Annotated in this window: 23 protein-coding genes, 1 tRNA gene and 1 pseudogene; 9 read left to right on the top strand and 16 right to left on the bottom strand. The window is 68.7% G+C overall.

Features of this window, described 5'->3' with window-relative positions:
* The 3 genes from G6N49_RS00640 to G6N49_RS00650 are packed head-to-tail and all read left to right on the top strand — an operon-like array spanning position 1 to position 2099.
* Complete coding sequence (locus G6N49_RS00640; protein ID WP_083045331.1) at positions 1 to 675, top strand: FtsB family cell division protein; 675 nt, start codon at positions 1 to 3, stop codon at positions 673 to 675.
* Positions 668 to 1168, top strand: a complete 501-nt coding sequence (locus G6N49_RS00645; protein WP_064915769.1) for a DUF501 domain-containing protein — start codon at positions 668 to 670, stop codon at positions 1166 to 1168. The genes G6N49_RS00640 and G6N49_RS00645 overlap by 8 nt, the downstream gene beginning before the upstream one ends.
* Positions 1161 to 2099 (top strand): Ppx/GppA phosphatase family protein, encoded by a 939-nt coding sequence (locus G6N49_RS00650; protein WP_064874793.1) that lies wholly within the window; start codon positions 1161 to 1163, stop codon positions 2097 to 2099. The genes G6N49_RS00645 and G6N49_RS00650 overlap by 8 nt, the downstream gene beginning before the upstream one ends.
* Here G6N49_RS00650 and G6N49_RS00655 read toward each other — a convergent pair.
* From G6N49_RS00655 to kdpF, 13 genes are all read right to left on the bottom strand, one after another.
* Complete coding sequence (locus G6N49_RS00655) at positions 2096 to 3652, bottom strand: radical SAM protein (protein WP_110807726.1); 1557 nt, start codon at positions 3650 to 3652, stop codon at positions 2096 to 2098. The genes G6N49_RS00650 and G6N49_RS00655 overlap by 4 nt on opposite strands.
* Positions 3649 to 4017: a hypothetical protein gene (locus tag G6N49_RS00660; RefSeq protein WP_064874795.1), complete on the bottom strand. Its 369-nt coding sequence runs from the start codon at positions 4015 to 4017 to the stop codon at positions 3649 to 3651. The genes G6N49_RS00655 and G6N49_RS00660 overlap by 4 nt, the downstream gene beginning before the upstream one ends.
* The gene (locus tag G6N49_RS00665; RefSeq protein WP_083045330.1) at positions 4014 to 4799 is read right to left on the bottom strand and encodes a prolipoprotein diacylglyceryl transferase; all 786 of its coding nucleotides are present in this window, start codon (positions 4797 to 4799) and stop codon (positions 4014 to 4016) included. The genes G6N49_RS00660 and G6N49_RS00665 overlap by 4 nt, the downstream gene beginning before the upstream one ends.
* Positions 4800 to 4839: 40 nt before the next feature.
* Positions 4840 to 5544, bottom strand: coding sequence for a ZIP family metal transporter (locus G6N49_RS00670; RefSeq protein WP_011561612.1), 705 nt, complete (start codon positions 5542 to 5544; stop codon positions 4840 to 4842).
* 3 nt (positions 5545 to 5547) lie between these two features.
* Complete coding sequence (locus tag G6N49_RS00675) at positions 5548 to 6015, bottom strand: DUF4383 domain-containing protein (RefSeq protein WP_083045329.1); 468 nt, start codon at positions 6013 to 6015, stop codon at positions 5548 to 5550.
* Between the two features lie 158 nt (positions 6016 to 6173).
* The gene (locus G6N49_RS00680; protein ID WP_179967714.1) at positions 6174 to 7520 is read right to left on the bottom strand and encodes an HNH endonuclease signature motif containing protein; all 1347 of its coding nucleotides are present in this window, start codon (positions 7518 to 7520) and stop codon (positions 6174 to 6176) included.
* A 99-nt stretch (positions 7521 to 7619) separates the two neighbouring features.
* Positions 7620 to 9497, bottom strand: coding sequence for a propionyl-CoA synthetase (locus tag G6N49_RS00685; protein ID WP_083045565.1), 1878 nt, complete (start codon positions 9495 to 9497; stop codon positions 7620 to 7622).
* Positions 9498 to 9599: 102 nt separating this feature from the next.
* Positions 9600 to 10280, bottom strand: coding sequence for a response regulator (locus G6N49_RS00690; RefSeq protein WP_011561608.1), 681 nt, complete (start codon positions 10278 to 10280; stop codon positions 9600 to 9602).
* A complete protein-coding gene (locus G6N49_RS00695) occupies positions 10277 to 12787 on the bottom strand; it encodes a DUF4118 domain-containing protein (protein ID WP_083045569.1) in 2511 nt (836 codons plus the stop codon). The genes G6N49_RS00690 and G6N49_RS00695 overlap by 4 nt, the downstream gene beginning before the upstream one ends.
* A 7-nt stretch (positions 12788 to 12794) precedes the next feature.
* The gene (locus tag G6N49_RS00700) at positions 12795 to 13664 is read right to left on the bottom strand and encodes a potassium-transporting ATPase subunit C (RefSeq protein ID WP_011561606.1); all 870 of its coding nucleotides are present in this window, start codon (positions 13662 to 13664) and stop codon (positions 12795 to 12797) included.
* A gap of 2 nt (positions 13665 to 13666) precedes the next feature.
* The gene (gene kdpB / locus G6N49_RS00705) at positions 13667 to 15808 is read right to left on the bottom strand and encodes a potassium-transporting ATPase subunit KdpB (protein ID WP_083045564.1); all 2142 of its coding nucleotides are present in this window, start codon (positions 15806 to 15808) and stop codon (positions 13667 to 13669) included.
* Between the two features lies 1 nt (position 15809).
* Positions 15810 to 17480, bottom strand: coding sequence for a potassium-transporting ATPase subunit KdpA (kdpA, locus tag G6N49_RS00710; RefSeq protein WP_083045563.1), 1671 nt, complete (start codon positions 17478 to 17480; stop codon positions 15810 to 15812).
* Positions 17481 to 17482: 2 nt separating this feature from the next.
* Complete coding sequence (kdpF, locus tag G6N49_RS00715; RefSeq protein ID WP_064875485.1) at positions 17483 to 17584, bottom strand: K(+)-transporting ATPase subunit F; 102 nt, start codon at positions 17582 to 17584, stop codon at positions 17483 to 17485.
* Positions 17585 to 17840: 256 nt separating this feature from the next.
* On the opposite strand from kdpF, the gene G6N49_RS00720 reads away from it, so the two are divergent.
* Positions 17841 to 18521 carry a type III PLP-dependent enzyme domain-containing protein gene (locus G6N49_RS00720; RefSeq protein WP_083045568.1) on the top strand — a complete coding sequence of 227 codons (681 nt, stop codon included), beginning with the start codon at positions 17841 to 17843 and terminating at the stop codon, positions 18519 to 18521.
* A gap of 68 nt (positions 18522 to 18589) precedes the next feature.
* On the opposite strand, the gene G6N49_RS00725 is transcribed toward G6N49_RS00720, so the two are convergent.
* Both G6N49_RS00725 and G6N49_RS00730 read right to left on the bottom strand, forming a co-directional pair.
* Complete coding sequence (locus tag G6N49_RS00725) at positions 18590 to 18997, bottom strand: RidA family protein (protein WP_083045567.1); 408 nt, start codon at positions 18995 to 18997, stop codon at positions 18590 to 18592.
* A 121-nt stretch (positions 18998 to 19118) separates the two neighbouring features.
* The gene (locus tag G6N49_RS00730) at positions 19119 to 20432 is read right to left on the bottom strand and encodes an MFS transporter (protein ID WP_064916294.1); all 1314 of its coding nucleotides are present in this window, start codon (positions 20430 to 20432) and stop codon (positions 19119 to 19121) included.
* 116 nt (positions 20433 to 20548) lie between these two features.
* Between G6N49_RS00730 and G6N49_RS00735 the strand changes: the two genes are divergently transcribed.
* The 5 genes and pseudogenes from G6N49_RS00735 (at position 20549) to G6N49_RS00755 (ending at position 23741) form a co-directional block, all read left to right on the top strand.
* Positions 20549 to 21214, top strand: coding sequence for a transcriptional regulator DarR (locus tag G6N49_RS00735; protein ID WP_011561600.1), 666 nt, complete (start codon positions 20549 to 20551; stop codon positions 21212 to 21214).
* A 67-nt stretch (positions 21215 to 21281) separates the two neighbouring features.
* Positions 21282 to 22486 (top strand): annotated as a pseudogene (locus tag G6N49_RS00740) (MFS transporter).
* A gap of 69 nt (positions 22487 to 22555) precedes the next feature.
* Positions 22556 to 22629, top strand: a tRNA-Leu gene (locus tag G6N49_RS00745).
* Between the two features lie 121 nt (positions 22630 to 22750).
* Positions 22751 to 23323: a hypothetical protein gene (locus tag G6N49_RS00750; protein WP_235679471.1), complete on the top strand. Its 573-nt coding sequence runs from the start codon at positions 22751 to 22753 to the stop codon at positions 23321 to 23323.
* A 22-nt stretch (positions 23324 to 23345) separates the two neighbouring features.
* Positions 23346 to 23741, top strand: coding sequence for a nitroreductase family deazaflavin-dependent oxidoreductase (locus tag G6N49_RS00755; RefSeq protein WP_011856749.1), 396 nt, complete (start codon positions 23346 to 23348; stop codon positions 23739 to 23741).
* Positions 23742 to 23753: 12 nt separating this feature from the next.
* Here G6N49_RS00755 and G6N49_RS00760 read toward each other — a convergent pair whose 3' ends face one another.
* A complete protein-coding gene (locus G6N49_RS00760) occupies positions 23754 to 24623 on the bottom strand; it encodes a helix-turn-helix domain-containing protein (protein WP_011856748.1) in 870 nt (289 codons plus the stop codon).
* Positions 24624 to 24691: the final 68 nt, after the last annotated feature.

A 24691-nucleotide genomic window follows, 5' to 3' on the forward strand; every position in this document is an offset into this window, starting at 1 on the left:
ATGCCCGAATCGAAGCGGCCCGATCCGAAACGTCGGTCCCCGGCCTCCCGGCCGGGTAAGCCCGGCGGTGCGAACCGGGGCCGTCCGAAGGGCACGTCGACTCCGCGCCGGGAACCGCGCGCCATCGAGGCCAAGCCGGCGTCCGAACAGCCGGACGCCGAATCGGTCGGCCATGCGATCGTGCGGCGGGCCGAACAGCTCGCCGTCGAGCAGTCCGAACAGCGGTTCGGTTCGGCGGCGCGGCGCGCGGCGATCCTGGCGGCGGTGGTGTGTGTGCTGACGTTGACGATCGCCGGGCCGGTGCGCACCTACTTCTCCCAGCGCACGGAGATGAAGCAGCTCAAGGCCACCGAGGAGCAGTTGCGTGAACAGATCGCCGAACTCGAGCAGCAGAAGGTGAAGTTGGCCGACCCGGTGTTCATCGCCGCGCAGGCGCGTGAGCGGCTGGGTTTCGTGATGCCCGGCGACATCCCGTTCCAGGTGCAACTGCCGCCCGGGGCGGTCGCACCCGGCAGCCGACCGGCCGACGAGCAGCCGAACGCCCCGTCCGGGCAGCCCTGGTACACCTCGCTGTGGAAGACGATCGCCGACGAACCGCACGGGGCGCCCGCTCCGCCCCCCGTTCCGCCGGGGCCGCCGCCTCCGCCCGCACCACCCCCGCCGCCCGGTGGTTGAGCGCAGTGATCTGGACGCCGTCGCGCGGCAGTTGGGCCGTGAGCCGCGAGGTGTCCTGGAGATCGCCTACCGCTGCCCCAACGGAGAGCCCGGTGTCGTCAAGACCGCACCGCGGCTACCCGACGGCACCCCGTTCCCGACGCTGTACTACCTCACCCATCCGGTGCTGACGGCGGCGGCCAGTCGCCTGGAGTCGTCGGGCCTGATGCGGCAGATGACCGAAAGGCTCTCTGAGGACCCGGAATTGGCCGATGCGTACCGGCGGGCGCACGAGTCGTTCCTGGCCGAACGCGATGCGATCGAACCGCTGGGCACCACGTTCTCGGGCGGCGGGATGCCGGATCGGGTGAAATGTCTGCACGTGGTGATCGCGCACTCGCTGGCCAAGGGGCCGGGCGTGAACCCGTTCGGTGACGAGGCGCTGGCGATCCTGGCCGCCGAACCGGGTATGCAGGGAATTCTGGACGCGGACGTGTGGAGGTTGCGTGGTTAGGGTGGCGGCGGTCGACTGCGGGACCAACTCGATCCGGTTGCTGATCGCCGATGCCGCCGAGGGCCGGCTGACCGATGTGCACCGGGAGATGCGCATCGTGCGGCTGGGCCAAGGTGTCGACGCCACAGGCGAATTCGCGCCGGACGCATTGGCCCGCACCCAGGGTGCGCTGGCCGCGTACGCGGAGTTGATGCGCGCCTACGAGGTGGCGAGGGTGCGGATGGTCGCGACGTCGGCGGCCCGCGACGTCGCCAACCGCGATGCGTTCTTCCAGATGACCGCCGACGTGCTGGGTGAGGTGGTCGACGGGGCGGTGGCCGAGGTCATCACGGGCACCGAGGAAGCCGAGTTGTCGTTCCGCGGCGCGGTGGCCGAACTCGACCCGGCGGACGGGCCGTTCGTCGTCGTCGACCTCGGCGGCGGGTCGACGGAGGTCGTGGTGGGCCGGGACCGGGTGGACGCGAGCTTCTCGGCCGACATCGGCTGTGTGCGGCTGACGGAGCGGTGCCTGCACTCGGATCCGCCGACGGCCGAGGAGGTGTCGGCCGCGCGGGAGTTCATCCGCGGCGCGCTCGACGAGGCGCTGCAGCAGGTGCCCGTGCAGGGGGCGCGGACCTGGGTCGGCGTGGCGGGGACCATGACGACGCTCGCGGCGCTGGCGCATCGGATGACGACGTACGACTCCGAGGCAATTCACCTGTCGCGGGTGGGTTTTCGCTCACTGCTGGAGGTGTGCGACGAGCTCATCGCGATGACGCGTCAGCAGCGGGCGGCGCTGGGTCCGATGCACGAGGGGCGCGTCGACGTGATCGGCGGCGGCGCGATCATCGTCGAGGAACTGGCGCGTGAACTCGGCGAGCGGGCCGGGATCAACGAACTGGTCGTCAGCGAACACGACATCCTCGACGGCATCGCGCTGTCGATCGCCTAGCGCACCGCGACGATCGGCAGCGCCGCACCGGCGGTGGCCGAAAGCCGTTGGCGCGCCAGGGCCGGCCACGCCTGCACCGCGCAGAACGGGGCGCACTGGTCCTGTGCGCTGCGGGTGCCGACGTGTACGCAGCACTGCACGAGGCGTTCCTCGATCATCGTCGACATGTCCATGAAGGGTTTGACGGTGATCCGGACGACGCGCTCACCGAGCAGGCGCCGTACCTTGCGCCGTCGCCCGGGGAGCGCGGAGGAGGCCAGGGTCAGCAGCGTCGACATGCCGAGATCGCAACTCTGGCAGATGATCTGCCAGATGTCGCCGATCTGGGGATGTGACAGCGAGGACTGTTCGGACAGCAGGCCGAGCAGCGATTCCTGCACGGCCATCCGCAGTTGCCGGGGGATTTCGGAGTCGGCGATGCGGTTGGCCACCAGGCCGAGTTTCTCCTTGAGGTTGTCGTGCCCGATGAGCGCGACGAGCGAGCGCCACTGGTCGTTGTCGTCGCGGATCAGATAGCCGACGGAGCAGCAATGCGGGTGTGAGCACGGCAGCGCGGTGAGATCCCGCCACGTCACCGCACCGCCGGTCTGCGGGCCGAGTCGGCTGAGCACACCGGTGTGGGTGAGGCGGTGCTGCGGGTCGATGTCACCCGATCTGCCGGAACCGAACTGCGGTTGGATGGTCAACCCGCCGACGTACGGGGTGGCCAGTGCGAGGCGGACCATGTCCCCGATCTCGTCGTCGTTGACGCCCAGTGCGGTCGTCATGACCAGCGTGGTGAAGATCTCCCGCTCCGAGAGGCGTTGCAGCGCCGCACGTTTGATCCGGCGCAGATCGCCGCCGCGGTGGTGCCGGTGCGCCGCCTCGGAGAGCCCGTCGTACTGCAGGTACACCTCGACACGTTCGCGGTGGGCGGTCAGCAGGTCGAGCAGGGCGTCGTCGGTGGCGATGCGGACACCGTTGGTGTTGACCAGGATCCGGGTGATCGGGCGGTCGACGAGTTCGGTGAGCAGCTCGGCCAGCCGGGGGTGGAGGGTGGGTTCGCCGCCGCTGAGCATGACCACGTCGAGGCGGCCGTTCTCGCGCCGCAGGCGTTGATCGACGTTGGCCAGCACCTCGGCGACGGGCACCACGTTGCGCAGGTCGGGTGAGGACTCGGTGAAGCAGGTGGGGCAGCGTAGGTTGCAGGTGTCGGAGATGTCCTGCAGGAGGATGCAGGTGTGCTGGGTCTGCATCTCCGGCAGACCGCGCAGGTACGCCTGGGGAATCGGGTCGAAGTTGCCCGGCACGTCGGGGGTGTGGACCTTCGTCGGCGCCGTCCACTCCTCCAGGTAGGACAGGATCTCGGGCACCTCGTCGTAGAGCGTGCGTACCAGACCGTGGCTGCGGCAGCCCCGTTCGAGCCATACGCGGCCGTCGCGTTCGACGAGTCGGCCGCTGAGCCGTTCCACGTCGGCCAGTGGGCGTTCGGGGGCCTCGTCGTGGCAGTGCGGGCAGTAGGCGGTGACGTAGCGGTGCAAGCGGTCACCGCGCAGACCCATGCCGGCGGTCATGTCGCGTACAGGGACGGGTTGATGCCGGTGCAGATCCCGACGGTGACCAGAGACACCAGCGCCCAGCCGACCATCAGGCCGAGGCCGATGCCCTTGGCCTGTGGGTTGCGGACCGTCAGCAGCGCGGCGCCGCCACCGAAGGCGATGAGCGCCAGCATGACCGCGGCGGCTCCGAGGATGATGTTCGCCGAGTCCGTCGACGAGCTGGCGATGATGAACGCCAGGAAACCCAGCAGCGAGTTCAGCGCGATGTAGACCGGTGCGCCGACGAACACCATGCCGATCGAGATCTTCTTCGGCGGTTGCGGCGGTGGCGCCGGGTAGCCGTAGCCGCCGGGATTCGGCGGGCCTGGCGGATGGTTCATGCACGCACTTCCTGCTGGTGGGCTGCGGAGCGATAGTAACCACGACGGTGGCCGTACCACAGTCGAATCCCGATGAGGAGCAGCGACGGCAGCAGGAACCACTGCGGCCGAGTGAGATCGAGCCACACGGTCTCGTTGGCGCGGGTGAACTCGACGAGGAAGCGGAAGGTGGCATAGCCGGCGATGTAGAGCACGAACAGCTCCCCGGGGTGGCGGATCCGGTCACGAAGCCACAGCAGGATGACGAAAGCGGCGAGCTGGAAGGCGATTTCGTAGAGGAATGACGGATGCATGGCCTGGCCGGTGAGACAGCCCGGGCAGTCGGGGGTGGTGGCCGGTGCGTGGATTCCCCAGGGCAGCGTGGTGGGACGTCCGGGCGCTTCGGTGAGGTGGCAGCCGATGCGTCCGACGGCGATGCCGAGGGCGACCGCCGGGGCGAACAGGTCGCCGGTCTTGCCGCGGTAACCGCCGATGCGTTTGGCGACAAGGACTCCGAGGTAGGCGCCGAGGAGGCCGCCGAGAACGCTGCGGGACCCGAATTGCCATGCCTCCGCGAGGCTGGGATTGGCGGTGAGGTCGAGGTGGCGGGCCCACCCCGACAGTCGCATACCGATCGCGCCGCCGACGAGGGCGCCGGAGGCCGCGACGACGGACTGTTCGTTGACCGCACCCCGTCGACGGGCCTCGGCGACGAAGACGACCAGAGCGGCGAGGACCCCCAGGCCGATGAAGACGCCGTGCACCGGCACCGCGACGGGGCCGAGGTGCCACTCGGGGGTCATCGGCGGAATGTAGCGGCCCGGTCACCGGGTGCGCAACGGCTCACGCGGCCAACGACAGTCCGGCGGCCAGCGCGAACCCGAGGACCGCTGCCAGACCTGCCTGTTCGCGCGCCTTCTCGGTGGCCTCCGGGATCATCGACCCGACGAGCATGACGAGCAGCGCACCGGCCGCGAATCCGTCGATCCCGCCCTGCAGCGATGCGCCCGCGATCTCCCGCAACTGGTATCCGCCCACGGTGGCGGCAGCGCAGAGGAGTGCGATCGCCGTCCAGCCCAGCACAATGCCCTTGACCCGGTGACCGGCGCCGCGCAGATCGCTCGCCGACCCGACGGCCTCCGGCAGGTTCGAGACGAAGATCGCCGTCAGCAGCGCCGGACTGACCGCGCCGCCGGCGGCGATTCCGATGCCGAGGACGGCTTGTTCCGGTATGCCGTCGAGCAGGGCGCCGAGTAGCAGCGGTATGCCCGCCGTCGTCTTCTTCCCGTTGCCGACGCGGTCCACCAGGTGATCGGCGATGAAGAACGTCACCGCTCCGGCGGCCAGACCGAGGGATACCGATAGGGCGCCACCGACGCGGAATCCCTCCTCCGCCAACTCGAACGAGATGCCGGCGACCAGCGCGCCGGCGCCGAAGCCGAGGACCAGACCGATGAGGTGGCGGTTCCAGTCGCGCGCGACACCCGCCAATGCGCCGACGATCAAGGAGGAGGCGGCGACCAGTCCCCAGAGCAGCGCGCCGAGCACAGGCTAGGCGCGGGACTTGGCGCGTGGGCGCGATCTGGGCTTCGTCGGATCGTGTTGTGCGGCAAGGGTCAGCGCCAGCACCAGCATCACGACGCCGAGCGTGAAATGCAGCCAGTTGTCGGCGCGGTTGAGGGGGAAGACCTCGGCGATACCGCTGTGGCCGGAGCCGGCGCGGTAGAACCACACGCCGAGCAGCGCGACCCCGCCTGCGAGCAGATACGCCCGCGACGCGGCATACGTGCGGGCGCAGAACATGCCGGCCGCGCCGAGCAGGAGATGGAGCACGTTGTGCAGTCCCGATGTGGCGAACACCCCGAACAGCAGGGCATCGGACTGGTGCCCGATCCATTCGAGGCGTTCGTAGTTTGTGGTGACGCCGGGCAGGAAGCCGAGGGCGCCGAGGAGGAGGTATCCGGTGCCGACGATCAGTGCCGCACCCTGGACGGCCATCAACGTGGGTCTTCTCGCCATCGCTCGCCTCCCGTTGACCTGCACAGGAGCAATACCCGTGCGGCGGGACGATTAACCGGTACCCGGATTTCGCTGCGTGAGCGGGTGCTCGACGGCTCAGGCCACGCCGAGCAACGCGTGCAATAGCCGCGCCGGTCGGCGTTCCTCATTCGCGCCTCCTACCCGGGCGGGTCATCCCCCTCCGACTTGTCGGTGAGGTAGCGGTGGGGGTGGAAGTGGTTGTTGATGCGGGGTTGGCCGGTGTCGTGGTCGGCGGGTGGGGTCCATTCGGTGCGGCCGTTGCCGGGCCGGTGGGTGGTCCATCCGGTTTTCTCGATGAGCAGGTTGGCGGGTTGACACGCCAGGGTGAGGTCGTCGATGTCGGTGCGCCCACCGCGGGAGTAGTCGTGGGTGTGGTGGGCTTCGGTCCAGTAGAACGGCACGGTGCAGCCGGGGTGGGTGCAGCCTTTGTCGCGGGCGAACAGGGCCAGGCGTTGCGCGGTCGACGCCGTGCGGCGGGCGCGGCCGAAATACAGGATCTCTTCGGTGTGGTCGTCGAACACCGCCAGGTAGTGCCGGGAGTGGGCGGCCATCCGGATCAGATCCCGGATGGGCAGGCGGTTGCCGCCGCCGGTGTGGGCCCACCCGGCGGCACGTTCAAGCTCGCTGAGCGTCATCGTCGCGACGATGCTGGCGGGAACGCCGGCGACCTGGCCGAGGGAGCCGGAGGTGACCGCGTCGCGTAGGACGGTGGTGAGCGCGTCGTGGTGGCGTTGGCCGGTGGTGCGGTCGTCGCGGCCGGTGTGGGTGTCGTCGTGGGGCAGGTTGGTGCCGGGGGCGGCGTATTTGGCGGCGATGAGGTCCCAGTGCCCGCGGGCTTCGGGGGTGAGCCACCCCGAGACCCGGCTCATGCCGTCGGCCTGTTGGCGGCCGACGGTGAACTCGCGGCGGCGTTGGTGGGTGTGGTGGTCGGGTTCGGTGCCGTCCTGGTCGATGAACCCCAGCAGGGTGTCGGCGACCTTGCGGAAGTCCTCGGGCCGCAGTGCGCTGGCGTGGCCGACCAGGTCGCGTTCGTAGTGGTCGCGGCGCTCCCAGGACACCCATGCCGGAAGTTTCCTGACGAACTCCTGGATGATGCGCACATGCGTGGTGCCGATGTCGCCGCGGGCGACCGCATCGGCGGTGTGGGCCAACTCGGTCTGCACCCGCTCCCCGGTCAGGGTGTAGCGCGGCCCCAACTGGCGCGCGTCAGAAAGCCGATCACCGGCGGCTTTGTCGCTGATTCGCAGACTGCTGGTGAGCAGTTTCTTCAACGATGTGGCACCCCAATCCCTGGGGTTGGCCTGATCGACCAGGCGGGCGGTCAACGCGTGGTCGATCGCCAGATCGCGGCGGTGGCCACGTTCGCGCAGTTCGATGACTTCCAGGGTTTGAGCGGCGCTCAGCGACTCCACCGGCAGCGCGGCGAGTGCGGCGCGGGCGGCTTCGAATTCGGCGAATGCCGCGACGACTGCTGCCCCATCCATACGTCGAACACTAGTTCGACCCACCGACAAAACCGCTGAGGTTGTGACTGTGGAAACCACTGTGACGAAAGAGGTTTCGAGCAGTCTGAGGGGAGGCGGTTACCTCTTCTCGCGCAGCACCGGATGCAGCTTGTCGAGCACTGCCGGGTCCTCGATCGTCGAGGGCAGCGGTTCGTCACGACCTTCGGCGAGGCCGCGCATCGTCTTGCGCAGGATCTTGCCCGAGCGGGTCTTCGGCAGTGCGTGAACCACGTCGACCTGCTTCAGGCACGCCACCGCGCCGATGTTGTCGCGTACGGCCGCGACGAGTTCGGCCTCGAGCCCCTGGGCGTCGGCCCCGCTCTTGAGGACCACGAACCCGCGCGGCACCTGTCCCTTGATCTCGTCGGCCACCCCGATCACCGCGCACTCCGCGACGGCCGGATGCGCGGCGAGCACCGCTTCGATCGACCCGGTGGACAGCCGGTGGCCGGCCACGTTGATCACGTCGTCGGTGCGGCCCATCACGAACAGATAGCCGTCGTCGTCGACGTAGCCACCGTCACCGGTCAGGTAGTAACCCGGGAAGGCGCGCAAATACGAGGCGATGTAGCGGTCGTCGTCACCCCACAGCGTCGGCAGCGTGCCCGGAGGCAGCGGCAGCTTCACACAGATCGCGCCCTCCTCGTTCGGACCGCATTCCGAGCCGTCCGGGTGCAGGATCCGGACGTCGTAACCGGGCATGGGCACTGTCGCCGACCCGGGCTTGACCGGCATGGGTTCGACGCCCATCGGGTCGGCCGCGATGGCCCACCCGGTCTCCGTCTGCCACCAGTGGTCGACGATCGGGATGCCCAGCTTGTCGGCCGCCCACTGATAGGTGTCCGGGTCGAGGCGCTCGCCGGCCTGAAAGAGGTATTCGAGTTTCGACAGGTCGTAGCGGCCGATCTCGCGGCCATGCGGATCTTCCTTCTTGATCGCGCGGATGGCCGTCGGCGCGGTGAAGAGCGCCTTCACGCCGTACTCGGCGGCGACCCGCCAGAACGCGCCGGCGTCCGGGGTGTGGACCGGTTTGCCTTCGTAGAGAACGGTTGTCGCGCCGAGGAGAAGCGGTGCGTACACGATGTAGGAGTGGCCGACCACCCAGCCGACATCCGAGGCGGCCCAGTACACATCGCCGGGCTGGGTGTCGTAGATGTTGCGCATGCTCCACAGCAGGGCGACGGCGTGCCCGCCGTTGTCGCGGACGATGCCTTTCGGTTTGCCGGTGGTGCCCGAGGTGTAGAGGACGTAGAGCGGGTCGGTGGCGGCGACCGGTACGGGGTCGACGGCGTCGGCGCCGGCGACGAGTTCGGTCCAGTCGTGGTCGCGGCCGTCGGTGAGTTCGCAGCGGTGGTGTTCGCGCTGCAGGATCACACATCCGACCGGTTTGTGTTCGGCCATCTCGAGGGCGGCGTCGAGCATCGGTTTGTACTCGATGGTGCGGGTCGGCTCGACACCGCAGGACGCCGACACCACCACCGTGGGGCGGGCGTCGTCGATGCGGGCGGCCAGTTCGTGGGCGGCGAATCCGCCGAACACCACGGAGTGCACCGCGCCCAGGCGTGCGCACGCCAGCATCGCGATCAGCGCTTCGGGGACCATCGGCAGGTAGATGACGACGCGGTCGCCCTTTTCGACGCCGAGCTCGCGCAGCGCCCCGGCGAACCGTGCGGTCTGATCGAGCAACTCGCGGTAGGTGTAGGTGCCTTTGACGCCGGTGACGGGGGAGTCGTAGATCAGCGCGGCCTTCTCGCCGCGGCCATCCTCGACGTGGCGGTCCAGGGCGTTGGCGCAGGTGTTGAGCTCACCGTCGGGGAACCAGCGGTAGAACGGCGGGTTGGAGTCGTCGAGGACGCGGGTGGGTTCCCTGGTCCAGGCGACCGCTCGGGCGGCCTCCGCCCAGAACTTCTCGGGATCGTCGATGCTGGCCCTGAACAGGTCTCGATAGCCGCTCATACCGGCACGCTATACCGACCGGCCCCGACCTCGGCGAGCAGACGCAAAAGTGCCCGAAAACAGCCCTGAATCGGGACATTTGCGTCTGCTCGGCGGGATTCGCTACTGCTGGAACCGGTACCCCATACCCGCCTCGGTGAGCAGGTGCCGAGGACGGGACGGGTCGTCTTCGAGTTTGCGGCGCAGCTGGGCGAGATATACCCGCAGATAGTGCGTCTCCTTCGCGTACGCCGGACCCCACACCTCCTTGAGTAACTCCTCCCGGCCGACGAGCTTGCCGCGGTGGCGCACCAGCATCTCGAGCATGCCCCACTCGGTCGGGGTGAGGTGCACCTCCGCGCCGTTCTTGACGACCCGCTTGGCGGCCAGGTCGACGGTGAATGATCCGGTCACCACCACCGGTTCGTCGCCGTCGGACTCTTTGGTCGCGCGGCGCACGGCGGCCCGCAACCGGGCCAGGAACTCGTCCATCCCAAAGGGTTTGGTGACGTAGTCGTCGGCGCCGGCGTCGAGCGCCTCGACCTTGTCGGAGGAGTCGGTGCGGGCGGACAGCACGATGACCGGTGCCGACAACCACCCGCGCAGGCCGGCCAGCACCTCGATGCCGGACATGTCGGGCAGTCCGAGGTCGAGCACGATGACGTCGGGTTTGTGATCGGCGGCCGAACGCAGCGCCTCGGCGCCGGTGGCGGCGGTGGTCACCTCGTAGCCGCGCACCGACAGGTTGATCTTCAGCGCCCGCAGGATCTGCGGTTCGTCGTCGACGACGAGCACGCGGGTCACGCGTGGGCCTCCTGCGGTGCGGCGAGGTCGATTTCGACGGTCAGGCCCCCGCCCGGGGTGTCGTTCGCGGTGACCGTACCGCCCATCGCCTCGACGAATCCGCGGGCCACCGAAAGCCCGAGCCCGACGCCGCTGGTCGTGTCCTGGTCACCGAGCCGCTGAAAGGCGCCGAACACCCTGTCCTGGCCGCCGGGCGGTATGCCGGGCCCGGTATCGGTGACGGCGATCAGCACCCGCTCACCCACGCGTCCGGCCGTCACACGCACCGGGCCGTCGGGCGCGTACCGCAGGGCGTTGTCGATGAGGTTGGCCAGCACCCGCTCGAGCAGACCGCTGTCCGCGGCCACCACGCACCCGTCGACGTCCACCTCGACCCGGTCGATCCCGATGTCTCCGGAACCCGTGGCCCCCCTGCTGATTCCGAGAAGGGCGCGCTGCACCGCCTCCTCGAGGTAGACGGCACTCAGCTGTGGACGCACCACCCCCGCGGCCAGTCTCGACGAATCGAGCAGGTTGGCGACCAGGGCGGTCAGCTGGTCGACCGACTCCTCGACGGTGGCCAGGAGTTCGGCCCGGTCGTCGGCGGAGAAGTCGACCTCGTCGGAGCGCAGGCTCGACACGGCGGCTTTGGCCGCCGCCAGCGGGGTGCGCAGGTCGTGGCTGACCGCAGAGAGCAGCGACCGGCGCAACTCGTCGGCGCGGGCGATGGCTTCGGCGCGGCCGGCCTCTTCGGTGAGCTCGCGCTGGCGGACCAGACCGGCGGCCTGCCCGGCGACGGCCGAGAGCACGCGGCGGTCGCGGGCGGCGAGTTTGCGCCCGGCCAGCAGCAGCCAGAACTCGTCGTCGCCGACTTCGATGGCGGTGTCGGCGGTGTTGACGTCGACGCACGGGTCCGCACCGACGCAGGCGACGACCCCGGCCTTCTCGCGCAGCAGGCTGACCGCCCGTTGGCCGTAGGTCTCGCGGACCCGCTCGAGCAGGACGGTCAGGTCCGCGCCCCGGAGGACGGCGCCGGCGAACAGGGCGAGCAGTTCGGCTTCCCGCGCGGCATGGCGCGCCTCGCGGCGCCGGCTGGCGGCACCGTCGACCAGGGCCGCGACGGCCACCGCGACGGCGAGCATCACCACGATCGTCAGTGCGCTGTCGGGTTCGGCGATGGTGAAGGTGTGGCGGGGGTTGATGAGGAAGTAGTTGAGGAGCAGACCGGACAGCACGGCCGACAGCGCCGCCGGCGCCACGCCGCCGAGCAGTGCGACGAGCAGGACCCCGACGAAGAACACCGCGCTCTCGCCGGCCACGCCGAGCAGTGGGTCGAGCAGCAGCACCGTCAGCGCGCAGATCGCGGCGGGTACGGCCAGAGCGGCCAGCCACGACGCCGCCCGCCGGGTGCGGGGCGACGCCGTCGGGCTTCGGTGCGCCTCGTCATGGGTGACCATGTGGACGTCGATCTTGCCGGACCGCTGGACGACGGCCGCGCCGATGCCCTCGTCGAGGATGCGTGCCCAGCGGGACCGCCGGGAGGTGCCGAGTACCAGCTGGGTGGCGTTGCGTTCGCGCGCGAAATCCAGCAGCGCCGTGGGCACGTCGTCGCCGGTGACGGTGTGCAGGGTGGCGCCCAGGCTGGCCGCGAGTTCGCGCACCCGGCCCATCTCGGGTGCCGAGACACCGGTGAGACCGTCGCCGCGCACGACGTGTACGACCATCAGTTCGGCGCTCGACTTCGACGCGATACGTGAGGCGCGGCGCACCAGCGTCTCGGATTCGGGTCCACCGGTGACCGCGACGACGACGCGTTCACGCGCCTCCCAAGTGTCGGTGATCCGGTTGTCGGCCCGGTACTTCGCCAGCGCGGCGTCGACCTGATCGGCCAGCCACAGCAGCGCCAGCTCGCGCAGCGCGGTGAGGTTGCCGCGCCGGAAGTAGTTGGACAGCGCCGCGTCGATGCGTTCGGGGGCGTAGACGTTGCCGTGAGAAAGCCTGCGGCGCAACGCCTCAGGGGTGATGTCGACCAGCTCGACCTGATCGGCGGACCGGACGACCTCGTCGGGGACCGTCTCGCGCTGTTCGATACCGGTGATCTGGGTGACGACGTCGTTGAGGCTCTCGAGGTGCTGGACGTTGACCGTCGAGATCACCGTGATCCCCGCGGCCAGAAGCTCTTCGACGTCCTGCCAGCGTTTGGCGTTGCGGCTACCCGGGGTGTTGGTGTGCGCGAGTTCGTCGACCAGGGCGACCTCGGGACGGCGGGCGAGGACGGCGTCGACGTCGAGTTCGGGGAACCGGCCGCCCCGGTAGGTGACGTGACGCGGGGGGAGCACCTCGATGCCGTCGAGCAGTTCGGCGGTCTTGGCGCGGCCGTGGGTCTCGACGACGGCGGCGACCACGTCGGTGCCGCGCGCCAGGCGCCGGTGCGCTTCGCCGAGCATCGCGTAGGTCTTGCCGACGCCGGGAGCTGCGCCCAGGTAGATGCGCAGCTCCCCGCGTTTCGGGCCGTTGGCCACCGTCACGCCTTCATCATCCACCGTCCAGGGCGAGGTTGAGTTCGAGGACGTTGACCCGCGGCTCGCCCATGAACCCCAACGTGCGCCCCTCGGTGTGGGCGGCGACGAGTGCGCGCACCCGCTCTGGACTCAGCCCACGCGCCGCCGCCACCCGCGCGACCTGCAGTTCGGCGTAGGCGGGGGAGATGTGCGGATCCAGGCCGCTGCCGCTGGCGGTCACGGCGTCGGCCGGGACCGGCGGGTCGGCGGGGGCGCCGCCCCGGATCGGCACGATCTGGCCCGTGCCGTAGTCCTCACCGTCTCTGGCGCATTCGACGCGCACGCCTTCGTAGGTGTCGAGGAACGGCCGATCCGTGCTCGCGCAGGGTTCGTTGACGCTGGTCACCCGGACCGGACGGGTGACGAGCCCGTTGGTGTCGCGGGGGCCGATGACCGACAGCACCGCTCCCACCCCGCCGCCGGTGCAGAACGGGCGTGCCCCGGCATCGTCTGTCAAGCCCTCGAGACGCGCGACGGCCAGGCTGCGTGCGCAGACCTGGGTGAGCAGGCTGGGCCGGTCCGGGGTGTCGACGATGTCCTCGGGGCCCAGGTTGGTGGCCCCGGACGACAGCGGGTCGTAACCGTCGCCGGCCGCCGACGGCCTGCCCTGGAAGTACTGCGGCAGCGGGTTGCCGTCGGCGTCGGTGTAGAGCTGGCCGATGAGGCTGCTGCCCAGCGGCTTTCCGTCCTGTTCGAGGAGGGATCCGTCGGCCTGGTCCCGCAGGCCCGGCAGCTGTGCGACCAGCCAGATCAGGACGGGGTAGGCGAGGCCGACGGCAACGGTCAGCACGAGCAGCGCGCGTAATGCCGCGGCGTGCCCGCGGAGGATGCTGGAGAGTTTCACGGTCACATTCCCGGGAGGAGTTGGACGACGAGGTCGATGAGTTTGATACCGATGAACGGTGCGACGATGCCGCCGACGCCGTAGACGGACAGGTTGCGGCTCAACAGTTTCGACGCGCCGCCGGGGGTGTAGCGCACACCGCGCAGCGCCAGCGGGATCAGCGCGACGATCACCAGTGCGTTGAACACGACGGCGGACAGGATCGCCGACTGCGGGCTGTGCAGGCGCATCACGTTGAGCAGGTCGAGGCCGGGGAAGAGTCCGACGAACAACGCCGGGATGATCGCGAAGTACTTCGCGATGTCGTTGGCGATCGAGAAGGTGGTGAGCGCACCCCGGGTGATCAGCAGTTGCTTGCCGATCGCGACGATCTCGATGAGCTTGGTCGGATCGGAGTCGAGGTCGATCATGTTGCCGGCCTCCTTGGCCGCCGGCGTACCGCTGTTCATCGCGACGCCGACGTCGGCCTGCGCGAGCGCGGGTGCGTCGTTGGTGCCGTCACCGGTCATCGCGACGAGCTTGCCGCCGGCCTGCTCCTTCTTGATCAGCGCCATCTTGTCTTCGGGGGTGGCTTCGGCGAGGAAGTCGTCGACGCCGGCCTCGTCCGCGATCGCCCTGGCGGTCAACGGGTTGTCGCCGGTGATCATCACGGTGCGGATGCCCATGCGGCGCATCTCGTCGAACCGTTCCCGCATACCTTGTTTGACGACGTCCTTGAGGTGGATCACGCCGAGGATGTCGGCGCGCCCGTCGCTCACCCGTCCGACGACGAGTGCGGTGCCTCCGGCGACGGAGATCCGCGTGACGATGGCGTCGAGTTCAGCTGGGACAGAACCACCTTCGGAGCGAATCCACTCGGCCACCGAACTGGCCGCTCCCTTGCGCAGCCGGTGACCGCCGGTGTCGACACCCGACATCCGGGTGGTGGCGCTGAACTCGACCCAGTGCGCGTCGGCGAGTTCACCGGGTGTGCGGGCGCGCAACCCGTACTGCTGTTTGGCGAACACGACGATCGAGCGTCCCTCCGGTGTCTCGTCGGCGAGGCTCGACAGTTGCGCCGCGTCGGCGAGTTCGGCGGTGGTGACGCCGGTGAGCGGGACGAACTCGGCGGCCTGCCGGTTGCCCAACGTGATGGTGCCGGTCTTGTCGAGCAGCAGCGTGTTGACGTCCCCCGCGGCCTCGACGGCCCGGCCCGACATGGCCAGTACGTTGCGCTGCACCAAGCGGTCCATCCCGGCGATTCCGATCGCGGACAGCAGCGCCCCGATGGTGGTGGGGATCAGGCAGACCAGCAGCGAGACCAACACGATCCCGGTGATGCCGTCGCCGTCCAGGGCGAGGCTGTCGGGGACGCCGGGGTTACCGGCCTTGGCGTAGATGGCCAGCGGTTGCAGGGTGGCGACGGCGATGACGAACACGATCGTCAGTGACGTCAGCAGGATGTTCAGCGCGATCTCGTTGGGTGTCTTCTGCCGGTTGGCGCCTTCCACCAGCGCGATCATGCGGTCGATGAAGCTGTCGCCCGGCTTCTGCGTGATCCGCACGACGACGCGATCGCTGAGCACCGTGGTGCCGCCCGTCACCGCCGAACGGTCACCGCCGGATTCGCGGATGACCGGGGCGGATTCGCCGGTGATCGCCGATTCATCCACCGAGGCAATGCCTTCCACCACTTCACCGTCGCCGGGAATGACCTCGCCGGCTTCGACCACGACGACGTCGCCCTGGCGTAGCAGTGGTGCGGCGACCTCCTCCTCGGTACCGGGGTGGCCCGGTGCCCATCCGATGAGACGTCGGGCCATGGTGTCGGCCTTGGTCTTTCGCAGGGTCTCGGCCTGCGCCTTGCCGCGGCCCTCGGCGACGGCTTCGGCGAGGTTGGCGAACACGACCGTCAGCCACAGCCACGCGACGGTCAGCCCGCCGAACCAGGTCGGGTCGATCAGTGCCAGTGCGGTGCTCCACAAAGCGCCGATCTCGACGATCAGCATCACCGGGTTGCGCCAGAGTGTGCGGGGGTCGAGTTTGCGCAGCGCCGCCGGTGTCGACCGCCACAGCATCGCCGGGTCGAGGAGGCCGCCCCGGATCTTCTGCGGCGTCGGATCGTCGGGGTGGGCGGTGCGCGCGTCGATGGTGGTGAGGGTCATGTCAGTGAAGTCCTTCAGCGAGGGGACCGAGTGCGAGCACGGGCAGGAAGGTGAGCGCGACGAGAATCAACGTGACGCCGGTGACCATGCCGACGAACTGCGGTCGGTGGGTGGGCAAGGTGCCGACCGATGCCGGCGTCCGTCCCTGGCGGGCGAAGGATCCGGCCAGGGCGAGGACGAGGATGATCGGCAGGAAGCGGCCGAACACCATCGCCAGGCCGAGCGCGGTGTTGTACCACTCGGTGTTGACCGACAGGCCCGCGAACGCCGATCCGTTGTTGTTGCCCGCCGAGGTGAACGCGTAGAGCACCTCGGACAGGCCGTGCGGGCCGGTGTTGAGCATGCCGTCGCGTTGTCCGGGCAGGGCCATGGCCACCGCGGTGCCGATCAGCACGATCAGCGGCGTCACCAGGAAATAGGTTGCAGCGAGCTTGATTTCGCGGGGTGTGATCTTCTTGCCGAGGTACTCCGGGGTGCGGCCCACCATGAGGCCCGCGACGAACACCGTGATGACCGCCAGCACCAGCATGCTGTAGAGCCCCGAGCCGACGCCGCCCGGTGCGACCTCGCCGAGCTGCATGTTGAACAGCGTCATCAGCCCGCCGAGGCTGGTGTAGGAGTCGTGGAACGAGTCGACGGCACCGGTGGACGTCAGTGTGGTCAGGTCGGCGAACACGGCGGAGTCGGCGACACCGAAGCGCTGTTCGACACCTTCGGTCGCCGAGCCGACGGCAGTGGGGACGGTGCCGTGCGCCTGCGACTGGAACAGCATCATCAGCGAGAGGCTGAGCGTGGCGATGACCGCCATGACCGCGAGGATCGCCGCACCCTGTTTGCGACTGCCCACCATGCGCCCGAAGGTCCGCGGCAGGGAGAACGCGATGCAGGACAGCAGAAAGATCTCCACCCAGTTGGTCCAGGTGGTCGGGTTCTCGAACGGGTGCGCGGAGTTGGCGTTGAAGAATCCGCCGCCGTTGGTGCCGAGTTCCTTGATCGCCTCCTGGCTGGCGACGGGACCGCCGGGGATGGTCTGCTGGGCGCCCGACAGTGTCGAGACGACGGTGTCGTGCAGGGCGAAGTTCTGGATCACCCCGCCGGAGACCAGGATGATCGCGCCGATGATGCTGAGCGGCAGCAGGATCCGCAGGCAGCCTCGGATGAGGTCGACCCAGAAGTTGCCGAGCTCTCCGGTGTCGCGGCGGGCCAGGCCGCGGACGAAGGCCATCGCGACGGCCATCCCGACGGCGGCCGACACGAAGTTCTGCACGCTCAGGCCGGCCATCTGGACGAGGTGGCCCTGGGTGGATTCGCCGGAGTAGGCCTGCCAGTTCGTGTTGGTCACGAAGCTCACGGCGGTGTTCCACGCGAGTGCCGGCGTCATCTCGGTCGCGGGGTCGTTCAGGTGCAGAGGCAGCCGGCCCTGGAGCAGCTGGAGGCCGAACAGGAACAGGATGCTGACGGCGGAGAAGGCCAGCACGCTACGGGCGTAGGAACCCCAGCCCTGTTCGGCGGCGGGGTCGGCGCCGATGAGGCGGTAGGCCACTCGCTCTGCGCGCCAGTGCTTCTCGGAGGCGTAGACGCGGTACATGTAGTCGCCCAGGGGCACATGGACGGCGGCGAGGGCGAGGGCCAGGCTGAGGGCGAAGAGGATGCCCGCGGTGGTGGTGCTCACGCTCAGAACCTCTCCGGGAACAGCAGCGCGGCGAAGAGGAACACCACGATCGCGGCGGCCAGGACCAGCCCGACGATGTTCGCGATCACAGCTGTTCGACCCACTTCTGGACGAGGCCGAGCAGCGCGAAGACCGCCACCGTCAGCAGGACGTAAACGAGCACAGACATTCCGTCTCCCGTATCTGCGCCACCGGCTCTCGGTGGCCGTCGACCAGCATCGGCGCGGTGGTGACCGTTGCCGAGGGTCTTGACGTTTTCTTGACGGGGCGGTGGCGCACCTTTACGGACGCTTAGCACTCGCGGGAGGCTCTCAGCTTCTGGACAGGCTGGTGTGAGGTCGCGGCGACACCATCGTGGACATGATTCGCATTCGCCGTTCTCGAACGCTGCCCCGCCACACCGTGTGCCACCGGGCGTTACGCGGGACGCCGCTGCAGGTGCCCGCGGAGTTGTTGACGACGGCTCCGGTGGCGGAGTGGGTGCGCCGGCGGGGCCTGGGCGTCGACGTGGGCTCCGCCGAGGAGCTGCGGGTGGCGTTGCAGGCGGGTCTGCCCGCGTCGCGGGTGGCAGCACAGTGCCGCGATGTGGAGGCGGTCGAGGCGGCGGTGTCTGCAGCGGTCGGGCGGTTCGTGATCGGCGGGTGGGCCGAGGTGCTGTTGTTGGCGGGTCGGCGAGACGGTGCGCATCGGGTGGTCGTCGATGTCAGCGAGGGGAGCGGTGAGCGGTTGGCGGCGTCGGTGATGTCGATGGGCCGGCTGGACGTGGTGGGGTTACGCTGCCGCGTCGGGGCAGGTGAGGCCGAGGCGCGCGACGCGGTGCGCAGGATGATCGAACAGATGGCGCGGCTGCGCCGCAAGCACGGGGTGATCCTGACCCGGGCGTGCCTGTCGGGGTACGGGCGAGGTGACGCCGGGCCGGAGGAGTTGCGGCGCGGGGTGCATCATCTGCAGTTGGCGGCGGAGGAGGCGTGTGCCCGGCTGCGGTATCCGCGGCCGGCGTTGGTGCTCTCCTTGCACGCGGCGGCGCTGGTGGAGTCCTGAGCTGTCTTCGTCGCCGAGTTCTACACCAGGGTCGTCAAAGCCGCCGCTTGACGACCCTGGTGTAGAACTCAGTCGATGACCGCGGTCGCTTCGATCTCCACGAGCATGTCGGGTTCGGCGAGGGCCGCGACGCCGATACCGGTCAGCGGGGGAGCCGCGGTGATGCCGAGCGTGGCTTGGGCGCGGGCGAGGCCGTCCGCGAAGGCAGGCATCTTCTCGGGCGTCCAGTCGACGAGGTAGACGGTCAGCTTCGCGACGTCGTCGAAGGTGGCGCCGGCCGCGGCGAGCGCTGCGCCGATGTTGAGGTAACACTGCTCGACCTGGGCGGCGAGGTCGCCCTCACCGACGGCGGCTCCGGTGGCGTCGCGGGCGACCTGGCCGGCGATGAAGACGAGTTTGGACCCGGTGGCCACGGAGACCTGGTGGTACAGGCCCACGGCGGGAAGGCCTTCGGGGTTGATCGGGGTGATCGGCATCTGCGCTCCTGTGGTGTCGACGTGCCGCGTCAACATATGGGGGGCACGCCCGGTCAGCAAGTGGGTCGGCAGATCTCCTGTCGCAGAGCACTTTTGCGGCCATCGATCCTGCTTCAGCCCTTCACGTGCTCGCGTCCTCGCGCTTGATGGCGTGGCCGAGCACCGGTGCCAGCGCGACGCCGATGATCGAGGCGAGGATGACGACGTAGAACCCGGCAGACGGATTGTTGGTCGCGGTCTCGGCCAGCCCGAACAGGTAGGGCCCGACGAACCCGCCGATCAGTCCGATGGTGTTGATGAACGCCAGGCTGGCCGCCGCCATCAGTCCGGACATGCGGGCCATCGCGATCGACCAGAACAGCGGCAGGGTGCCGAACACGAAGATCATCGAGATCGCGATGAGCAGGATGCGGGCCAACGCACTGGAGGAGAGCATGAACGCGATCGAGGTGACCAGTGTGGCGGCGGCCAGGATGCCGACGGCGCTCGCCTCGCGCGGGTACCGGGCGAACAGGCGGGGGATCACCAGCACGCCGATCGTCGCGCCGATTCCCGCGCTGCCGGACAGGAGCCCGATGAGGAACGAACCGCTGATGTCGAGATCCTCGACGATCGCGGGGATGTTGAAAACGATTCCGACGTTGGTGATCTGGTTGAAGAAGTAGATCAGCGCGACCACGATGACGAAGGGTCGGCCGAAGGCCTCCTTGACGTTGCCGCGGATCCGGGTCGCGGTGTCGTGGTGGGCGCCCGCGGCGCGTTCGGTGAGAATCTGCGCCTCGTCGGCGGACAGCCACCGCGCCTCGCTGGGTACCTGGGGAAGCTTGAACCACACCAGGACGCCGACGAGGACGGTCACGAGGCCTTCGATGAGGAACATCCACTGCCAGCCGTGCAGGCCGAATGCGCTGTCGAGCTCCATCAGCGCGCCGCCCATGGGGCCGCCGACGACGAGCGCGATGGTGGGCGCCAGGTAGATGAACCCGACGACGGTGGCGCGGTAGCTCTGCGCGAACCAGACCGTGACCATGTACATCAGGGCGGGGTAAAGGCCGGCCTCGGCGGCGCCGAGCAGGAATCGCATGATGTAGAAGGACAGGTCGCCCTGAACGAACATCATGAGCGCCGACAAAGTGCCCCACGTGACGGCGATGCGGGCGATCCACCGCCGCGGCCCGACGCGATACATGATCAGGTTGCTCGGGACTTCGAGGAACGCGTAGCTGATGAAGAAGATGCCCGCGCCGAAGCCGAATGCCGCGGCGCTGATGCCCGCGTCGGCTTCGAGGTGGGTTTTCGCGAGCGCGACGTTGGTGCGGTCGATGTAGGCCATGAAGTAGACCGCGCACATGACGGGCAGCAGGCGTAGAACGGCCTTGCGCGTGGCGCGCTTGTGCAGTTCGTCCGCCGATGCGAGCACAGAATCGATGCTCATATGGCTCCTTTGGTTGCGTCACGGTCGCGCGTGGGAGAGCTGATTTGCCGTGTACCGAGTGGCGTGAAACGCCCTCACCAGGGATACTACTGAGTATTATCGTAACGAGGGTCACAATGGGTGTCAATCGTGAGCGTCGCGGACGCGGAGATGAGGTCGAGGTGAGCGCGAGCGCCGAACTGGAGTCGGATGTCAAAGGTCGGATACTCGATGCCGCGGCCGAGGCCTTCATGGCGCGCGGGTTCGCGAACACCACCATCGACGACATCGCCGATGAGGTGGGTGCCACCAAGGGGCTGATCTACTACCACTTCCGGTCGAAGTTCGACATCTTCCTCGCGGTCTATCAGGACGGGATGCGCCGGGTGCGCGAACGCGTCGAACCGCATTCGACCGCACCGGGTACCGGCTTCGAGCGGCTGCACGCGATGTCCGTCGCGCACCTGGAGAACCTCATGACCGAGTTGGGTTACCACCACGTGGTGCATCAGGGTGTCCGCCATCAGGATTCGACGGCGTTGAAGGTGCGGCAGCGGGACGCACTGACCGCGCTGAACGAGCTACGACGTGACTACGAGCGGATGTTCCGCCGAGTCATCGCCGAGGGGATCGCCGACGGGTCACTGCGAAAAGTGGACGAAGCGCTCGCGACCCGGACCCTGCTCAGTAACCTCAACGCCGTCGATGTCTGGTATCGCAGGATCGACGGTCAGACCGACGAGGAGATTCGCGCGCTGGCCGGCGATGTGGTCGACCTGCTGATCGGGGGACTCGGCGCCTGAGGGTCGGTCGAACAGCGTCCCGATGAAGAGGGGTGGGCATGGCGTTGGCGCTCAAGGCGATTGGCGAATGAGCTCGAATCGCACGCAGGCGCCCGCCCGATCGCACCGATTGCGCTGGGTCCTGCTGGCGTTGTGCTCACCGAGATCACCAGTTGGGGGGTGCTGTACTACGCCTTCACCGTGCTCTCCGACCAGATCACCGCCGAGACGGGATGGTCGGCCCCCGCGGTGACCGCAGCGTTCTCGGCGGGACTGGTGACCTCGGCGTTCGTCGGTATCCCGGTCGGCAGGTGGCTGGACCGGGTTGGTCCACGCTGGATCATGACGGCCGGTTCGGCCCTGGGTTGCGTTTCCGTGGTCGCAGTGGTGGCCGCATCGTCGTACGCCTGGTTCGTCGCGGCGTGGGTGCTCGCCGGTGTGGCGATGAGCGCGGTCTTCTATGCACCGGCGTTCGCCGCCCTCACCCGGTTCTTCGGCGCCGACGCCGTGCGGGCACTGACGGTCCTGACGTTGGTGGCCGGCTTCGCCAGCACCGTGTTCGCACCGCTGACCGCCGCGTTGTCGGCGCAGTTGAGTTGGCGCAGCACCTATCTGGTGTTGGCCGTGGTGATGGCGGTCATCACGATCCCCGCGCACTTCTTCGGCCTGCGGCGACCCTGGCCGGCCGTGGTGACCGCCCACGCGGTGGAGTCCCCGACGCGCACGGCGCGCAGTGGTGCGTTCATCGCGTTGGTGGCGGTGTTCGCCCTCGGTGGGGTGGCGTCGTATGCGGTGATCATCAACCTGGTGCCCCTGATGGCCGAGCGCGGCATCAGCACGGGCGCCGCGGCGGTCGCGCTTGGGCTCGGCGGCGCCGGGCAGGTTATGGGCCGACTGGGCTATCAGACCCTGGTGCGCCGCGTCGGTGTCGTGACGCGGACGGTGGTGATCATGGCCGGTATCGCGGCCACGACCGCGCTCCTGGGGGTCTTCACCGGCTACGCCGCCCTGCTGGCGGTCGCGATCGGCGCGGGCGTGATGCGCGGAATCATGACGCTGCTTCAGGCGACAGCGGTCACCGAGCGTTGGGGCGCAACCCATTACGGCCATCTCAGCGGGATCCTCAACGCACCGGTGATGATCGCCACCGCCATCGGGCCCTTCGTCGGTGCGGCCCTGGCGAGCATCCTCGGCGGTTACGCGGCGATGTTCCTCGCGCTCGGTGCGGTCGCAGCCGTCGCCGCGGTCACGGCTTTGGCGACCTCGACTCATTCCCGGCGCCGGCGAGACTGACCGGATCGCCGCGCTTCCGAGGACGTCCCGGAGCCGCGAACCGGCCTCAGTATGCTTCCACCTGCAGAAGCCCCCATAGCCCAATTGGCAGAGGCAGCGGACTTAAAATCCGCCCAGTGTCGGTTCGAGTCCGACTGGGGGCACAGCCGACGCCTATGGGCCACGCCCGGGACGGACCGCCGTATCCGATTCGGCGGGAGTCGGGTTTGACGTGAGCGTTTCCCTTGGCCGCAAGCCTCCGCCGAAAAGGTGTCCGCCGAACGGATGATTCGGTTGCTGACAGGTCGACCCACGTCGGCGAAGCCCGCATATGGCCGGCCGGTCTGGGAGGATCTCGAACTGATCGCCGTATGTTACGAGAGGTGCGCGGGAATGTCCTTATGGGAAGATGCCGCAGCGAAGAAGGCTGCGGAACGGTCGCAGACCAGTGCGGAAGAACGAGCTGATCAGCGGTTGGCGGAACAGCAGCGTGCGCAACTCAAAGAATTCGTCGAGGCAATGACTCGCCTGGGCGTGGCGCCCACCAAGCAGACGTTCTGGTCCAATGTCGGCATCCGCGACAGCGGAGGGACGAAGAAGGTCCGCGTCCCCGCGATGCAGGGGTGGACGATCAAGCACGACCCGGGACGTTACGACATGCACCCGACGCACTATTTCGTTGCGACCACCGGGGACGTCTACAGCAGCACTGTCCCACCCCACCAGAAGATGTTCTCGAAACCACCGCTCCCTGAGCCTTGGGCTCTACCGATCAAGTGGGATCACTGGGGGCAATTGTTCGAAAGCAAGACTCTCGGTGAAAGGTTGCGGGACATCATTGCCGAGAAGATGGCCTAAACGGCACACCTAGACTCTGACCATGCGCATGCCTCGGGGAGTCGCACAGTTCAACCGGCGGGTCACCAATCCGGCGGCGCGGGCGATCACGCCGTGGCTTCCGAACCTCGGGACGCTCGAGCATGTGGGCCGAAAGTCAGGCAAGCGCTACCGAACCCCGCTCCTCGTCTTCCCGACCGAGGAGGGCTACGCCATCCTCGTCGGCTACGGCCTGCAGACCGACTGGCTGAAGAACGTGCTGGCCGGCGGTCCCACCGTGCTGCACAAGCGCGGACACGCCGTCACGCTCACGAACCCGCGGGTGGTCGACAAGGCCGAGGCCGCGGCCCTCGTCGCCCCCCGTTCCCGACTGTTCTACCGGGCGTTTCCCTACAACGAGGCGGCCCTGCTCCTGACGCGTGCAGACTCCGCGCGCTGACCGCAAACGAGGTCAGACCCGTTGCGGCGCCGGGTGATCGCCGCGGACCGAACGGATCAGCAGTTGCATCGTGTCGGCCGACGCGGATCCTTCCGCGGTGGTCGTGACGGACAACGCCTGCTCGGGGGAGCGGGCCAGCGTGAGGTTCTGCTGGGTGACGGTGAGCGGGCCGACCAGGGGGTGATGCAGGTCGTAGGTATCGGCCTCACAGCGTTTGACCCGATGATCGGCCCACAGGGACACGAACTCCGGGCTCTTGACCGTCAGTTCACCGATCAGCGCGGACAGCAGCGCGTCCTCGGGGTGGCGGCCCGCGACGTGACGCAGGTTCCCCACCACCGCCCGCGCCTTACGCGGCCAGTCCAGGTACAGCTCGCGGGTGTGCGGGTCGAGGAACATCATCCGGGCCAGATTCGGGCGCTCGGTCGCCCGTTCCACCGCCTCGCGGTCGATGTGGCCGGCCACCAGTGCGTGACCGACGTCGTTCCAGGCCAGGACATCGGTGCGCCGGCCGACCACGACCGCGGGAAGATCGCCGAGGGAACGCAACAGGTCGCGGGTGAGCGTGTTGACACGTTCGGCCGGCGGCCGCCGGACCGGCTCGGTCCGCCGGGTGGCGAGGTCTCGAAGATGTTGTCGCTCATATTCGTTCAACTGCAGGGCGCGGGCCAGCGAATCCAGGATCGCTGCCGAGGCGTTCACGGACTGCCCCTGCTCCAAGCGCGTGTAGTACGACACGCTCACACCCGCCAACTGCGCGAGTTCCTCGCGACGCAGTCCGGCCACCCGTCGGCGCTCACCGTAATGCTGCAACCCGACGTCCTCCGGATTCACCTGCGCACGACGCGCCCGCAGGAACTCGCCGAGTCGTTCAGAGGCCATACCCCACTATGCGTCACACGCGGCCGGGCTACCTGACCCTGACAGGGGTAGGCAAACGCGGGGCTGGT

This window comes from Mycolicibacterium monacense (assembly GCF_010731575.1).
Taxonomy (GTDB): domain Bacteria; phylum Actinomycetota; class Actinomycetes; order Mycobacteriales; family Mycobacteriaceae; genus Mycobacterium; species Mycobacterium monacense.